Genomic DNA, 13,649 nt, shown 5'->3' on the forward strand with positions numbered 1-13,649 from the left:
CATGTCCACCCCCGTCGGAGTGTTCGGTCGCTCGCACAAGTTGAGCTCCCGCAGCCATGAGCAGGTCGTGTTCTGCGAGGACGCCGAGTCCGGCCTCAAGGCCATCATCGCCATTCACTCGACCGCGCTGGGTCCTGCCCTCGGCGGTTGCCGCATGTACCCGTACGCCGACGAGTTCGAGGCGCTCGAGGATGTCCTGCGGCTGTCGTGGGGCATGACGTACAAGGCCGCGGCAGCCGGCGTGAACCTGGGCGGCGGCAAATCCGTCATCATCGGCGATCCCACGAGCGACAAGAGCGAAGCGCTGTTCGCGGCCTTCGCGCGCTACGTCAACACCCTCGGCGGGCGGTACGTCACCGCGGGCGACGTCGGCACGAACACCGACGATCTCGACATCATGGGTAAGTACACCTCGCACGTCACCGGTCGCAGCGCCGTCGCCGGCGGCTCGGGTGACAGCGCCCGTCTCACCGCGCTGGGCGTTTTCAACGCCATGCGGGCCGGCGCCGAATCCGTCTGGGGCGCAGCCACGTTGGCGGGCCGGACCATCGGCGTCGAAGGTGTCGGCAAGGTCGGCCGGGAACTCATCGCCCTGCTGCTCGCCGATGGCGCCGACGTATTCGCCACCGACGTGAACGACGCGGCACTGCAGCGTCTGTCGAGCGATCACCCCTCGGTGCGCGTCGTCAATTCAGTTGCCGACGCCCCGGTCGATGTCTATGCTCCGTGTGCCCTCGGGGCTACTCTGACGCCTATGAGCGCTCAAACCATCGAGGCGAAACTGGTCTGCGGTGCCGCGAACAACCAGCTCGCGACGCCCGACGTCGAGCTGTTGCTCGGCCGTCGCGGAATCACCTGGGTACCTGACTTCGTCGCCAACGCCGGCGGCCTCATCCAGGTCGCCGGTGAGCTGCACGGCGCGGACCGCGCTGCCGTCGAAGCCGACGTGACCCGCATCTTCGACCGCTGTCGCGACATCATCGCCACCGCGAACGAGACGGGCATCAGCATCGGCGCCGCCGCGAACCTGTTCGCCGAACAGCGGCTCGACGGGGCCATCTGATGGGCGCCGGCGGCGGGCTTTTCCGCACCAAGTCGGTCGAGCAGTCGATCCGGGACACCGATGAGCCCGATTCGAAGCTCCGCAAAGACCTGACGGCAAGGGATCTCACTGTTTTCGGCGTTGCCGTCGTCATCGGCGCCGGCATCTTCACCCTTACCGCTCAGACCGCGGGCAACATGGCGGGGCCGGCCGTGTCGGTCGCCTTCGTCATCGCGGCGATCACATGCGGGCTCACCGCGCTGTGCTACGCCGAGTTCGCCTCGACCGTGCCCGTCGCCGGCAGCGCCTACACCTACGCGTACGCCACCTTCGGCGAGCTGGTCGCGTGGATCATCGGCTGGGATCTGATACTCGAATTCGCGCTCGCGGTATCCGTTGTCGCCAAAGGCTGGTCGCAGTATCTCGGCCACGTGCTCGGCGGGACGGTGTCGCCCGTCGTGCACCTCGGGTCCGTCAAGTTCGACTGGGGTGCGCTGGTGATCATCGCCATCGTCGGCGTATTGCTGGCGACCGGAACGAAGCTGTCATCGCGAGTTTCGGCCGTCGCCGTGGCGATCAAGCTCTCCGTGATCGTGCTGATCCTCGTCGTCGGCGCCACCTACTTCAAGGCCTCGAACCTGACGCCCTTCATCCCGGCGGCGCAGCCCTCGGCGAAGGCCGACGGTGTGCACCAGTCAATGCTGGCCTGGCTCACCGGAACTGGCGGTACGAGCTTCGGGTGGCTGGGCCTGCTGACCGCCGCCAGCATCGCGTTCTTCGCGTTCATCGGCTTCGACGTCGTCGCCACCGCGGCCGAAGAGACCCGCAACCCGCAACGCGACGTCCCCCGCGGCATCTTCGGCGCGCTGGCCATCGTCACCGTCTGCTACGTCGCGGTGTCCTTCGTCCTCACCGGCATGGTGCCGTACACCCAGCTCCAAGGGGAGAATGCCACCCTCGCAACGGCATTCGCCCTCCACGGTGACACCTGGGCCAAGAACATCATCTCCATCGGCGCATTGGCGGGCCTCTCGACCGTCGTCATGGTGATGTTCCTCGGCCAGACCCGCGTCCTGTTCGCGATGTCCCGCGATGGCCTGCTCCCCAAGCGGCTCTCGCACACCGGCAAGCACGGCACCCCGGTGCGATTGACCGTCATCGTCGGTGTGGTGTGCGCGGTGCTGGCCGCGTTCGTGGACTTCGGCACGCTCGCGGGCATGGTCAACATCGGCACGCTTGTCGCCTTCATCCTCGTGGCGATCGGAGTGCCGATCCTGCGCCGCACACGGCCCGATCTCAAACGCGGCTTCCGGGTGCCTCTCGTGCCGCTCGTCCCGATCCTGGCTGCGCTGTCGTGCCTATGGCTGATGATCAACCTCGAGGTCGAGACCTGGCTTCGGTTCGTCGTGTGGATGGCCGTCGGCGTCGCGCTGTACTTCGTCTACGGCAGGTCGCACTCGAAGCTCGCGCAGCGGAAGGCCGAGGCGCACAAGCACCTCAACGTCACTCAGATCGCGGCGTGACCCTCAGCCGCAGGTAACGCGAATCTCGAAGGGCTTGGTCACCATCACGGGCGGTAGCGCTGCCGTCACCCCGGTAGCGCTACCGCTGATGACGTAGGTGTCGCCGTCCTTGGACGCCGTGGCCTCGCCGCCCGACACGCCCTGCTGATAGCCGAGAATGACGCCGTTGACGTTGCCCAGGATCACCGAGTGCACCGTGGCGGCGTCCGGTGTCAGCACCACCGCCACTCCCGAGGCCTTCTGACCGATGGCGATGTTGAAGTTTCCGACGGCGTTGGTACAGACCACATTGCCCGTGATGTTCTGACGCACCCCGTCGACGGTCACCTCGGCCTGGCCGGGCGGCGGATTGCCGGTCGGCGGTTGGGTGGGCGAGGCCGTCGTTGACGATGCCGGCGATGACGTGGACTTGGTGGTGGTGGTGCTGCTGCTCGAGCTCGTCGTCTCCGACGGCGGTTTCTCGCCACTGCAGCCGGCGATCCCCACGACAACCGCCATGCTGACCGCACCGATCGCAACCTGTCGCCTCATGGCACCCCTCGTGTTGTCGTCGCCAATTCCGATTCACCACATCTACGCCGTTGAACCGGTCGCCGCATTTCTTTTCTGAGATGCGACGACCGGCTCGTTCCGGTGGCTACGGCAACCTGCCTACATCGGCATGAAATTGCCGAACCACCAGAAGCCCCAACGCTCGATGGCCGGGCTCCACACCACGGACGCACCCGGAGCCCACCACGGCGGGTTCGGTTGGACCGGCGCCCAGGGCGGCGGAATCGCCGGGGGCACATTCGGTTCGGCGCTCGCGACGCCGCTTCCCAGGGTGCTCGGCGACACTGTCGCGATTCCGCCGGCCACGCCGAACAAGCCGGCCGCCAGACTGCCGGCGACGGTGGCTGCTGCTGCCAGTTGTTTGATGGTCATTGTCTCGTCCTTGCCTCGACTGCATGGCCTCATGCGTCAAGGTCCGCGACGGATGCGACATCGCATTCCTACCTGGCGAGCGTGCCCGACCCCCGAACGAGCGGACCTGGCGCCGTAGGCAATTGGTGAATACCCCACGGCGCCAGCGGTAAACGGGCCTGCGGTCAGTCGAGGCAGAACTCGTTGCCCTCCACGTCCTGCATGACGATGCACGACTCGTTGATGTCGTCGGCGGGAAGCAATCGCACGCGGACCGCACCGAGCGCGACCAGCCGTTCGCACTCCGCCTCGAGCGCCGCCAGTCGTTCGTCCCCGGACAGACCGGTGGCCACGTGCACATCCAGATGCACGCGGTTCTTCACCGTCTTCCCTTCGGGAACGCGCTGGAAGAACAGGCGCGGGCCGACGCCTTCGGGATCGACGCACGCGAACTTCGAACCTCGATGTTCGGGTGGCAGTGCACGGTCGAAGTCGTCCCACGATGCGAATCCTGGCGGTGGCGGTGGTACGACGTATCCCAGCACGTCGCACCAGAACCGCGCCACGCGCTCGGGTACCGCGCAGTCGAAGGTGACCTGAAACTTCTTGACGTCAGCCATCATTCGCCCTCAGTGGTTCAGCTTACGAAGGCCGGCGACGGTGTCGGCCAAGGTGATGCGCGGATCGCGATAGGTGACACCGAGTTCGCGCTCGCTCGGGGTGTCGTCCGAGTCGGGCATCTGGGTGTAGTACTGCATCGCGGCTTCGGTGAACGGCGTCTGGAACGGCAGCAATGGTCCCAGCCGATCAAGTACCTGGCCGGCCAGCCGCAGCACCGTGTCGGGAACCGGAACGGAGAACATGGTCTTGTCGCCGACTTCGCTCAACAACCGAGCCAGCTCGTCCACCGGAATGCGATGGCCGCCGGCCATGTAGCGGCGGGGTCCCTTGCCCGGCTCCAGCAACGCCGCGTGGAGCTCGGCCAGATCCCGACCGTCGACCACCGTCCAGGCCGCGCTGCGGCCGGGAATCGCGCCGAGTTGAAGTGCCTGCGCCACGCCTTCGCCGGCCTCGCCGAACTGGTTGCCGACCGGCGGGCCCATGACCATGCCGGGGTAGGTGATGTTCACCGGCGCCCCGGCGTCCTGCATGCCGCGGGCGTAGATCTCGACCTGGGCTTTGGACCGTCCGTAGCCGTCGGTGCCGCCGAACACCGGAAGGTCGGCCTCGAGCTTGTCCACGTCGGGATTGAACAGCGCGGTGATGCTCGAGACGTGAATGATCGGATCAAGGCCCAGTTCCACGGCGCCGCCCAGTACGTTGCGCGCACCGTCCATGTTGGTGCTCAGCATCTGCGCCGCCTGGTTCGGATCGGTGGCGACCAGCGCCGCGGCGTGCAGCACGGCGTCGCACCCGTCCAGCGCGCGCAGCACCGAGTCGCGATCGGTGATGTCGCCGACCACGTGGTCAGAGACGTCGACGCCCAATTGGGCCACGCTGGTCTGCAACCGAGCCGCGTTGCGCACCAGGAACCGGACCGAATGCCCCTTGTCCGCAATGGCTTTCGCACTCCAACCACCGACGAACCCGGTCCCGCCCGTGACCAGCACCCGCATGACGCCTACCCCCTCCGAAGTGAACTGCCGCTGTCCAGACGCTAGTACCTGGCTTCACGCCGCAGGGTGGATCCGCGTGATGTGGACATCACTCGGACAACACGCCCGATTCCAATCGCGCGACCCCCTACGCGCGCATCTCGACGTGAGGCAACAGGCCGACAAGTGCCGCGGCGTTCGGCTATCCCTGGACACAGCGCAGTAGCGTCAGGACGACTTCTTGACCACGCTCGACTTGAGCTGCAGACGCCCGAAACCGGGCACGTTTGCGTCGATGTCGTGGTCGCCGACGCCGTCGGTGATGAGCGTGATGCCTCGGACCTTGGTGCCCACCTTGATCGCACCGCCACCGCCGCCCGACACCTTGACGCTTTTCACGAGCGTGACGCTGTCGCCGTCGGCGAGCACGTTGCCCACAGCGTCCCTCACCACTCGCCCGGCATCGGCGTCGCCGGCATCACCGTCAGCCCACTCGTGGCCGCACATGGGACACGCGTACAACGCACCGGATTCGTAGGTGTACTCGCTCGTACACCCTGGGCACGGGGGCGTCGCTGCTGTCTCTGTCATGCGATGATTATGGCAACACCGTCAGCACCGTCGACTAACCCTGCACAGTCGGACGGATGGTGATGTCCCCGATCTCGACGTCGTGCGGCTGCTCCATGGCGAAGGCGATCGCGCGGGCGACCGCGTCCGGCGGCAGCCCGAAGTCATCCATGTTGCGACGAATCTGGTCGCGAAGGGCGGGATCGTCGATCGCGGCGTCGAGCTCGGTGCGGACGAAGCCCGGCGATATCGACGTCGTTCGTACGACGCCGTCCGTCGACTCCTGCCGCAGACCTTCCATCAGGGTTCGCACCGCATTCTTCGTGGCCGCGTAAACCGCCTGCCCCGGAACGACTTTCAGCCCTGCTGTGGACACCGTCGTGATGAAGTGCCCGGCACCCTGTCGCCGGAACACCGGTAGCGCCGCGGCGATGCCGTGGAGCACGCCGCGCAGGTTGACGTCGATCATCTGCGACCAGCCGTCGGTGTCCAGGTCGGCGACCGGACCGATCTTGCCGATCCCGGCATTACTCACCAGCACATCCAGCCGACCGAACGCGTCCACCGCGGCGGCCACCAGTGCGTCGACGTCGGCCCGGTGTGTCACATCGGTCGGGCACGTGACGACCTGCCCGCCGGCGGCGCGGATCGCACCGCCCAACTCGTCGAGCCGGGCACCCCGGCGGGCGCCGAGAACCACCACCGCGCCCCGTTCGGCGAGCAGCCGGGCTGTTGCTTCGCCAATGCCACTGCTGGCGCCCGTGATGGCGACGACTTTGCCTGCGATACCGGTCATCTCAGCCCTGTCTACGCGCCGTGCCCGGGCTGAGATCCTTCACATCGTCGAAGAACACCGGCTTGCCCCCGGTGCCGGAATCACCGCCCGCGACAGGTGCCAGCAGATGGCCCACGTGGTCGCCCATGTCGAATCTCGCTATGATCTCGCCGACGAACCAGGCCAGCGCGGAATCGAGGACCGCAGAGCCTTCCGGCCCGACATGCCAGGCGCAGCGCTCGAATTTGTCGACGGCATCGCCGGTCTCACCGCCGAACAGCTCGGCCAGCTTCAACTCGTCGCGCGGCAGCAGGTGCACCGCAAGGTGAGTGGCCGTCCGCGCGATCGAGGTCGTGTGATTCGCCGTGGACAGCCCGACGAGGAACCTCGGCGGGTCGATGCTGGCCTGCGTGGCGAAGCCCACCAGGCATCCGGCGGTCTGACCGTCGGCCTGCACCGTGACCACGAACATCGGGTAGTCGAGCAGGTCGACGAAATCATCAAATGCGGTCTCTGGTTTCATCACCGGTCCTGGCCTCGGGTTTTGGGATACCGGAGTTGGGGTAGCCACTGCTCATTCTTGCAAACCGTCAACGGGTGCCGTCGATGGTCGATACCGGAGATGGGAGTCCTGCGTGAAGGCAGTTACCTGGCATGGCCGACGAGACGTCCGAGTCGACACCGTGCCCGACCCGGAGATCGAAGCGCCCACCGACGCCATCATCGAAGTCACCTCGACCAACATCTGCGGATCGGATCTGCACCTGTACGAGGTGCTCGGGGCGTTCATGCACGAGGGTGACATTCTCGGGCACGAACCCATGGGCATCGTTCGCGAGGTCGGCAGCGACGTCGACGGGTTGGCGGTCGGTGACCGGGTCGTCGTGCCGTTCCAGATTTCCTGCGGGCACTGCTACATGTGCGGCCGGCAGCTCTACACCCAGTGCGAGACCACGCAGGTTCGCGACCACGGCAAAGGTGCCGCGCTGTTCGGCTATTCGGAACTGTACGGGCAGATACCGGGCGGCCAAGCCGAATACCTCCGAGTGCCGCAGGCCCAGTTCACCCACATCAAAGTGCCTGAGGGACCGCCGGATTCGCGATTCGTCTACCTGTCGGACGTGCTGCCCACGGCGTGGCAGGCTGTCGCCTACGCCGACATTCCCGACGGCGGGAGCGTCACGGTGCTCGGGCTGGGGCCGATCGGCGACATGTGTGCGCGCATCGCCGAGCATCTCGGCTATCGGGTGATCGCCGTCGACCGGGTTCCCGAACGGTTGGCGCGGGCATCGGTGCGCGGTATCCACACCGTCGACCTCGACACCGTCGACGGCAGCATCGGCGACACCATCCGGGCGCTGACCGACGGCCGCGGCACCGACTCGGTGATCGATGCGGTGGGCATGGAGGCCCACGGATCGCCTGTGGCCCAGGCACTTCAGCGCATGACGGCGACGCTGCCCGACATGGTGGCCAAGCCGATGATGCAGAACTTCGGGGTCGATCGACTTCATGCGCTCTACTCGGCCATCGACATCGTCCGCCGCGGCGGGACCATCTCGTTGATCGGCGTGTACGGCGGCATGTCGGACCCGCTGCCGATGATGACGCTGTTCGACAAGCAGATCCAGCTACGCATGGGCCAGGCCAACGTCAAGAGATGGGTCGACGACATCCTGCCGCTGCTCGGCGACGACGATCCGCTGGGCGTCGACACCTTCGCCAGTCACGTTCTGCCCCTTGATGATGCACCACATGCCTACGACATCTTCCAGAAGAAAACGGACGGTGCCGTGAAGGTGATGCTCAAGCCGTGAGCGGAAGGACCGATGACACTACCCCGAATGCAACCCGACCAGGGCGCCATCGCCGAGGCGAGAGCCATCGTCGGCGCCGTGGCGTCGGCGTTCTCCCATCAGGTCGTGGGCCAGGAGCACCTGCGTGAGACGATGCTCGTCTCACTGCTCGGTGGCGGTCACCTGCTGATCGAGAGCGTTCCCGGTCTCGCCAAGACCACCGCGGCGCGCGTTCTTGCCGCGTCTGTCGGTGGCAGCTTCCGCCGCATCCAGTGCACGCCGGACCTGTTGCCCAGCGACATCATCGGCACGCAGATCTTCGAGGCCGACACCAACACGTTCACCACCCAACTGGGCCCGGTGCACGCCAACATCGTGTTGCTCGACGAGGTCAACCGCTCGAGCGCCAAGACGCAGAGCGCCATGCTCGAAGCGATGGAGGAACGTCAGACCACGATCGCCGGCGTCGAATACCCGATACCCGAGCCGTTTCTCGTCATCGCCACCCAGAACCCCGTCGACCAGGAAGGCACCTATCCCCTGTCGGAGGCCCAGACCGACCGCTTCATGCTCAAAGAGCTCGTGCAATATCCGTCGATCACGGACGAGATCGAGATCATCGACCGCATGGACGCCGGGCGGTACGACCGCGCCCGTCATCCGGCCCCCGTGGTCTCGCTCGACGACGTCCGGCGGGTGCAGGAGATCGTCCGCTCGGTCCACCTCGATCGCGCGCTCGTCGCGTACGCGAGCCGACTGGTCGACGTCACGCGCAGCCCCGCCCAACACCTACCGTCGCACCTCGCCCGACTCGTCGAATACGGCGCGAGCCCCCGCGCAACCATCGCCTTCTGCCGCGCCGCACGCGCGCTCGCCGTCATCCACGACCGCGGACACGTTGTGCCCGAGGATATTTCGATGCTCGCACACCGCGTGCTGCGGCATCGGCTGATCCTCGGTTTCGAGGCCGCGAGCGCGCGGATCACGCCTGACGCAGTGGTCGACGCGGTACTGCAGACGGTCCCGGTGCCGTGAGGCCGCCATGGGGAAACACCTCGACGCCGCGAAAATCCACATCGGCCGTGACCCGGGCAGCCTCCTGGAAGGCGGCCGCTACGCGCTGATCCACACCCGGAGCCTCGAGTTCGACGAACTACGCCCCTACGTCCCAGGCGACGACGTCCGGGACATCGATTGGAAGGCGAGTTCCCGGTCCGGCCACACCCTCATCAAGCAGTTCGTGTCCGAGAAGCACCACAAGATCGTGGTGGTCGCCGACGCCGGCCGAAACGTGTCGGCGCTCGCGCCGTCGGGAGAGCTCAAGAAGGACATCATCATGCACGTCATCGGCGCGATCGGACTCATGACGCTGCGCCGCTCCGACGAGATAGGCCTGGTGGCGGGAGACCGCCGTGGTTGTATCGACACCCGCCTGCGGCGTGGCGAGACGCATATCGAGCGCATGCTGCACCACTACCTGCAGCTCGCCGGCGAATCCCCCGCCCGCAGCGATCTGCTGGTCCAACTGCAATGGCTGGCCACGCATTACCGCCACCGGCTCCTGGTCTTCATCGTGTCCGACGAACCCGAGATCAGTGACGCGTTGCAGAACGTGCTGCGCTCACTGACCGCCCGGCACGACGTCCTGTGGGCGCTGGTGACCGACATGCCGCCGGTGGGATCCGGAACCGGCCGCAGCTACGACGCCGCCGATGGACAGTTCCTGCTACCGCCGTCCGCACTCGACCGCGCCGTCACCGAAGCCTACCGGCGATCGGAAGACGAACGGCGCCAGAAGCTTTCGGATTTCCTGACCCTGTCCGGCGTACCGCATGCGCGAATCGGCGCGAGCACCCAGATCAAACCCGCCCTGACGGCGATGACGGGGGTCTACGCACGTGCCAGATGACGATCTGCTGCGCCACGTAATCGGCCCCGAGCCCTATTCCGGGTGGTGGCCGTGGTTTTCGGCTGCGCTGATCGTCTGTGTAATCGCCTGGTATGCCTGGCTTTTCACGGCGATGTCAGCGTCCCGCCGGATCGGCGACGTGCGGTTGATCCGAGTCGTGCGGGACGAGATGATCAAGCTGCGCGCGATCCGGGACATTCGCGGCATCGCCAGGCGCCATCGATCGGGCGACCTCTCGGCGCCGGCTGCCGGGGCGGCGCTGAGCCGAGAAGTCCGCCGGTTCCTGCACGCCGCGACCGGGCTCCGCGTGCAGTACATGCACGTCGGCGCCATCGCAGCCGGCCCGGCCGGCGCCGCCGCACCGCTGCTGTCCGAACTCGTCGACGTGCAATTCAATCCGCGATCGGACGTCGATGTCGACGATGCCTGCGCGACCGCCGAAGGGCTGGTCAGGCGATGGAGCTGACCTGGCGGATTGCGGCGATCATCGGGTGCGTCGCGCTGGCGGCGTGCGTGGCGGTGGCCGTGCTCTGGCCACACCGCCAGCGTCCCGGCGATCTCAGACCGCTCGCCAACACCGGCCGCCTGACACGGCTGCCCGAATACCGCCGGGCACAACGCCGGAACACGATCTCGGTGTGGTCCGCCGTCGTGCTCCTCGTGGTGGGTTTCGGTGCCGCCGTCGTGGCCACGGCACGACCCACGGGACTGCCCACGCTCGATCGCCGGTCCGAAGCCGCTGCGCCGCAGGACATCATGATCTGCGTCGGCGCCCCGGTCTCCGATTCCCCCGTCAACGCGACGCTGCAGTTCTTCGCCGATGCGGCCCGGGAGTACCGCACCGAGCGGATCGGGCTGACGTCTGCCAATCGCCGTGTCGTCCCGTTGACCCGGGACTACCAGTACGTGGCCGCGGAGCTCACCGCCTATGGTCGGCAGATCAAGCGCAGCGACGCCAGACCGTTCGTCGCGCCCGTCCGCTACACCGGCTACACCCCGAACATCGAAGACCTCCTCGCGCTGTGCATGACCGGGTTCCCGCCGGCCGCCAAGGGCACGGCGACGCGCAGGTCACTCATCTACGTCGGGCCAGACGCTTCGAGCGGAGAGGCCGGCCGGCTGTTCGACGGCACCGCGCTTCGAGACCTGGCTGCCACCAGCAAGATCCAGGTGAACGCACTCATCGTCGGCGCCGATGGGGGCACCGTTTCCGGCCTCGTGCACGACACCGGCGGCAGGTCGCACCCTGCCACTGATATCGGTGCGTCGTTGCGCGACATCACCCGCCATCCGCCCCCGGCCGATCGGACGAACGTCGCCGCCACACCGACAGAGACTCCGGACATCGCACTCGTGGTCGCCCTGCTCGCCGCCTGCGGTGCCGCATGGTGGCGACGGCGAAGCACCGAACACGCCGGCTGGCGGACGTGGCGCTGGGCCGGATTCGGCCTGACCGTGGTGCTGTTGATCGCCGCCGGCACGCGCCCGGCGATCGGGGCGACACCCCCGCCGCCCCAGACCGCAGGCGCGCTCGAGCCGAGTGTCTTCCTGGTCGTCGACCGCTCGGCGGACATGGCGGCACCGGGACCCGACGGCCGCTCACGCGCGGCCGAGGCGAGTGCCGACATCGCGCAACTGATCGACCGCTATCCGACCGCGCGGTTCGCCGTCGTCGGATTCGCGTCCGGCCCAGCAGTGGAATGGCCGCTCTCGGCCGACGCGTGGAGTCTGAAGCCGGTCGCGACGGCTCCCGTCACCTACCCCACATCGGAACCGGCACATACCGACGCCGGCGCGGCAAGTACGGTGCTGCGCTACCAGCTGCTCAGCGCAGCCCAGCAATACCCGGACGCCAAGAACCTCGTGTATTACCTCGGCGCGGGGACACCGGAATCCGCCACTCCGCAAAGGGAATTCGATCTACCGGAAGGTGTGGTCGCCGGCGGGGCCGTGATCGGTTACGGCGACGACGCGGTCCCCTCGCTACGGGCCGTTGCCGAGCAGATCGGGGTGCCGTATGTGCCGCGGCCCGCGGCCGGGCTGCCGCCCGAGGCGCTCACCGACGTCGCCCGCCCCGTCCAATCGCCCATCGGCTCGGGTCACAGTGGAACGGAACTCTACTGGGCGCTCTCAGGGCTCGCCGCCATGCTGCTTCTCATCGAACTGTTCCTGACGTTGCGGGAAGCGGCCCGCACCCGACTGGACCGGGTACGACTGTGAACACCGACCGACGAAAGCTGCGTCGCCGACTGCTCCTGGGCTCGGCGCCCGTCGTCGCCGCGGTGCTGATCCTCGCCGCGAAGCTGGCAACTGTCGCTGTCGTCGGCGACTCGGCGGTCACCGACTATGCGAACCGGGACACCGCCGCGCTGTCCGACGACGTCGCAATCCTGCGCCAGTTCAACGTGATCGAACCGGGCCGGACGTCGTACGCCGGCGGAAGCCTCGCGGTACTGCAGCACCGGCTCGGCGATGCCGACCGCGAATTCGGCCGCGCCCTGGCGCAGACCCCGGCCGACCGGTCGTGCCCGGTCCGGGTCAACCTCGAGCTGATCCGCGAAACCCTCGGCGATCAAGCTGCCGCAGCGGGCGACCGCGACGCGGCCGTCCGGCAGTACACCGCCGCCAGGGATGTGGTCACGCACGCGCCCGCCGACTGTTTCGCGGGCAACGCCGACCCCGATGCGCAGCGGCGCCGGATCCGCGCAGAGGCCCTGCCCCGGCTGGACGCCAAGCTCGCCGAGGCCGGCCCGCCGCCGGCCGCGCCGCCCCCACCCCCTCCGGCAGCACCGCCCCCGGCGCCGCCGCCCGCGGCCGGGGATGCCACGTCGACCCTTCCGCCACCGCTGCCCCCGCCGGACGGCGCCGACCCGATGCAAGGGCTGCAACAGATCCTGCGCGACGCGGCACGGTGACTTCGGCAGGTGTGCCCGCGGTGACGTCTGGGTATGTACCATCGATGAGTGACACCGCTCTGTTGATCATCGACATGTTCAACGACTACCGGCACGAAGACGGTGAGGAACTTGCGGCGAATGTCGCCGAGATTCTCGATCCGTTGCACCGGCTGCTGACGGCGGCCCGATCACACCCGGGTGTGGACGTCCTGTACGTCAACGACAACCATGAAGATTTCAGCGTCGGCGGCGAAGGCATCGTCGACGTCGCGTTGTCCGGGAGCCATCCCGAGCTCGTCAAGCCGCTGGTGCCGGCACAGGGCAGCACCTTTCTGACCAAGGTGCGGCACAGCGTCTTCTACGCCACCGCCCTCGACTACCTGCTGCGGCAGCGTGGCGTCACCAGGCTGATCCTGACGGGTCAGGTCACCGAACAGTGCATTCTCTACAGCGCCCTCGACGGGTACCTGCGGCACTACGACGTCATCGTCCCACCCGACGCGGTCGCGCACATCGACCCGCAACTCGGTGACGCGGCGCTGAAGATGATGCGGCGCAACATGGGCGCCGAGATCATCGAATCCACGCGGTGTCTGCCCTGACGCGTCGGGCGCGCGTGTACCGACCGTGACACCGGGT

Annotated in this window: 16 protein-coding genes; 9 read left to right on the plus strand and 7 right to left on the minus strand. The window is 67.4% G+C overall.

Translation table 11 applies throughout. From position 1 onward, the window contains the following. The first annotated feature begins 1 nt into the window (after position 1). Together ACZ5IQ_RS15935 and ACZ5IQ_RS15940 are read left to right on the plus strand one after the other, a co-directional pair. Positions 2 to 1,063: a Glu/Leu/Phe/Val family dehydrogenase gene (locus ACZ5IQ_RS15935; protein WP_061001306.1), complete on the plus strand. Its 1,062-nt coding sequence runs from the start codon at positions 2 to 4 to the stop codon at positions 1,061 to 1,063. Further along, positions 1,063 to 2,565, plus strand: a complete 1,503-nt coding sequence (locus tag ACZ5IQ_RS15940; protein ID WP_464480021.1) for an amino acid permease — start codon at positions 1,063 to 1,065, stop codon at positions 2,563 to 2,565. The genes ACZ5IQ_RS15935 and ACZ5IQ_RS15940 overlap by 1 nt, the downstream gene beginning before the upstream one ends. A gap of 3 nt (positions 2,566 to 2,568) precedes the next feature. Here ACZ5IQ_RS15940 and ACZ5IQ_RS15945 read toward each other — a convergent pair whose 3' ends face one another. The 7 genes from ACZ5IQ_RS15945 to ACZ5IQ_RS15975 form a co-directional block, all read right to left on the minus strand. Continuing rightward, positions 2,569 to 3,096, minus strand: coding sequence for a lipoprotein LpqH (locus ACZ5IQ_RS15945; RefSeq protein WP_212811384.1), 528 nt, complete (start codon positions 3,094 to 3,096; stop codon positions 2,569 to 2,571). Between the two features lie 120 nt (positions 3,097 to 3,216). After that, entirely contained in the window at positions 3,217 to 3,489 is a 273-nt protein-coding gene (locus ACZ5IQ_RS15950; protein WP_212811383.1) for a hypothetical protein, read from the minus strand. 164 nt (positions 3,490 to 3,653) lie between these two features. Continuing rightward, a complete protein-coding gene (locus tag ACZ5IQ_RS15955; protein ID WP_212814807.1) occupies positions 3,654 to 4,088 on the minus strand; it encodes a VOC family protein in 435 nt (144 codons plus the stop codon). A gap of 9 nt (positions 4,089 to 4,097) precedes the next feature. Continuing rightward, positions 4,098 to 5,084: an NAD-dependent epimerase/dehydratase family protein gene (locus tag ACZ5IQ_RS15960; RefSeq protein WP_212811382.1), complete on the minus strand. Its 987-nt coding sequence runs from the start codon at positions 5,082 to 5,084 to the stop codon at positions 4,098 to 4,100. Between the two features lie 207 nt (positions 5,085 to 5,291). Next, complete coding sequence (locus ACZ5IQ_RS15965) at positions 5,292 to 5,654, minus strand: zinc ribbon domain-containing protein YjdM (protein WP_212811381.1); 363 nt, start codon at positions 5,652 to 5,654, stop codon at positions 5,292 to 5,294. Between the two features lie 34 nt (positions 5,655 to 5,688). Then, a complete protein-coding gene (locus ACZ5IQ_RS15970; RefSeq protein ID WP_212811380.1) occupies positions 5,689 to 6,429 on the minus strand; it encodes an SDR family oxidoreductase in 741 nt (246 codons plus the stop codon). Between the two features lies 1 nt (position 6,430). Next, positions 6,431 to 6,931: a flavin reductase family protein gene (locus ACZ5IQ_RS15975; RefSeq protein WP_212811379.1), complete on the minus strand. Its 501-nt coding sequence runs from the start codon at positions 6,929 to 6,931 to the stop codon at positions 6,431 to 6,433. A gap of 112 nt (positions 6,932 to 7,043) precedes the next feature. Between ACZ5IQ_RS15975 and ACZ5IQ_RS15980 the strand changes: the two genes are divergently transcribed. Genes ACZ5IQ_RS15980 through ACZ5IQ_RS16010 form a run of 7 tightly spaced genes read left to right on the plus strand, consistent with a single transcriptional unit; the run spans position 7,044 to position 13,612 of the window. Then, entirely contained in the window at positions 7,044 to 8,225 is a 1,182-nt protein-coding gene (locus ACZ5IQ_RS15980; protein ID WP_212811378.1) for a zinc-dependent alcohol dehydrogenase, read from the plus strand. A 12-nt stretch (positions 8,226 to 8,237) separates the two neighbouring features. After that, positions 8,238 to 9,239, plus strand: a complete 1,002-nt coding sequence (locus tag ACZ5IQ_RS15985; RefSeq protein ID WP_212811377.1) for an AAA family ATPase — start codon at positions 8,238 to 8,240, stop codon at positions 9,237 to 9,239. Positions 9,240 to 9,246: 7 nt separating this feature from the next. Next, positions 9,247 to 10,113, plus strand: a complete 867-nt coding sequence (locus ACZ5IQ_RS15990; RefSeq protein ID WP_212811376.1) for a DUF58 domain-containing protein — start codon at positions 9,247 to 9,249, stop codon at positions 10,111 to 10,113. Next, positions 10,103 to 10,579, plus strand: a complete 477-nt coding sequence (locus ACZ5IQ_RS15995) for a hypothetical protein (protein WP_212811375.1) — start codon at positions 10,103 to 10,105, stop codon at positions 10,577 to 10,579. The genes ACZ5IQ_RS15990 and ACZ5IQ_RS15995 overlap by 11 nt, the downstream gene beginning before the upstream one ends. After that, positions 10,570 to 12,333, plus strand: a complete 1,764-nt coding sequence (locus tag ACZ5IQ_RS16000; protein WP_212811374.1) for a VWA domain-containing protein — start codon at positions 10,570 to 10,572, stop codon at positions 12,331 to 12,333. The genes ACZ5IQ_RS15995 and ACZ5IQ_RS16000 overlap by 10 nt, the downstream gene beginning before the upstream one ends. Next, positions 12,330 to 13,028, plus strand: a complete 699-nt coding sequence (locus ACZ5IQ_RS16005) for a hypothetical protein (protein WP_244872536.1) — start codon at positions 12,330 to 12,332, stop codon at positions 13,026 to 13,028. Before ACZ5IQ_RS16000 ends, ACZ5IQ_RS16005 begins: the two co-directional genes overlap by 4 nt. Before the next feature lie 44 nt (positions 13,029 to 13,072). Next, a complete protein-coding gene (locus ACZ5IQ_RS16010; RefSeq protein WP_212811373.1) occupies positions 13,073 to 13,612 on the plus strand; it encodes a cysteine hydrolase family protein in 540 nt (179 codons plus the stop codon). Positions 13,613 to 13,649: the final 37 nt, after the last annotated feature.

It is taken from the genome of Mycobacterium toneyamaense, assembly GCF_055384815.1.

Excerpts from the sequence above, each read along its gene's own strand:
- ACZ5IQ_RS15935 (WP_061001306.1), top strand. The coding sequence starts at position 2 with ATGTCCACCCCCGTCGGAGTGTTCGGTCGCTCGCACAAGTTGAGCTCC.
- ACZ5IQ_RS15940 (WP_464480021.1), top strand. The coding sequence starts at position 1,063 with ATGGGCGCCGGCGGCGGGCTTTTCCGCACCAAGTCGGTCGAGCAGTCG.
- ACZ5IQ_RS15945 (WP_212811384.1), bottom strand. The coding sequence starts at position 3,096 with ATGAGGCGACAGGTTGCGATCGGTGCGGTCAGCATGGCGGTTGTCGTG.
- ACZ5IQ_RS15950 (WP_212811383.1), bottom strand. The coding sequence starts at position 3,489 with ATGACCATCAAACAACTGGCAGCAGCAGCCACCGTCGCCGGCAGTCTG.
- ACZ5IQ_RS15955 (WP_212814807.1), bottom strand. The coding sequence starts at position 4,088 with ATGGCTGACGTCAAGAAGTTTCAGGTCACCTTCGACTGCGCGGTACCC.
- ACZ5IQ_RS15960 (WP_212811382.1), bottom strand. The coding sequence starts at position 5,084 with ATGCGGGTGCTGGTCACGGGCGGGACCGGGTTCGTCGGTGGTTGGAGT.
- ACZ5IQ_RS15965 (WP_212811381.1), bottom strand. The coding sequence starts at position 5,654 with ATGACAGAGACAGCAGCGACGCCCCCGTGCCCAGGGTGTACGAGCGAG.
- ACZ5IQ_RS15970 (WP_212811380.1), bottom strand. The coding sequence starts at position 6,429 with ATGACCGGTATCGCAGGCAAAGTCGTCGCCATCACGGGCGCCAGCAGT.
- ACZ5IQ_RS15975 (WP_212811379.1), bottom strand. The coding sequence starts at position 6,931 with ATGAAACCAGAGACCGCATTTGATGATTTCGTCGACCTGCTCGACTAC.
- ACZ5IQ_RS15985 (WP_212811377.1), top strand. The coding sequence starts at position 8,238 with ATGACACTACCCCGAATGCAACCCGACCAGGGCGCCATCGCCGAGGCG.
- ACZ5IQ_RS15990 (WP_212811376.1), top strand. The coding sequence starts at position 9,247 with ATGGGGAAACACCTCGACGCCGCGAAAATCCACATCGGCCGTGACCCG.
- ACZ5IQ_RS16000 (WP_212811374.1), top strand. The coding sequence starts at position 10,570 with ATGGAGCTGACCTGGCGGATTGCGGCGATCATCGGGTGCGTCGCGCTG.
- ACZ5IQ_RS16010 (WP_212811373.1), top strand. The coding sequence starts at position 13,073 with ATGAGTGACACCGCTCTGTTGATCATCGACATGTTCAACGACTACCGG.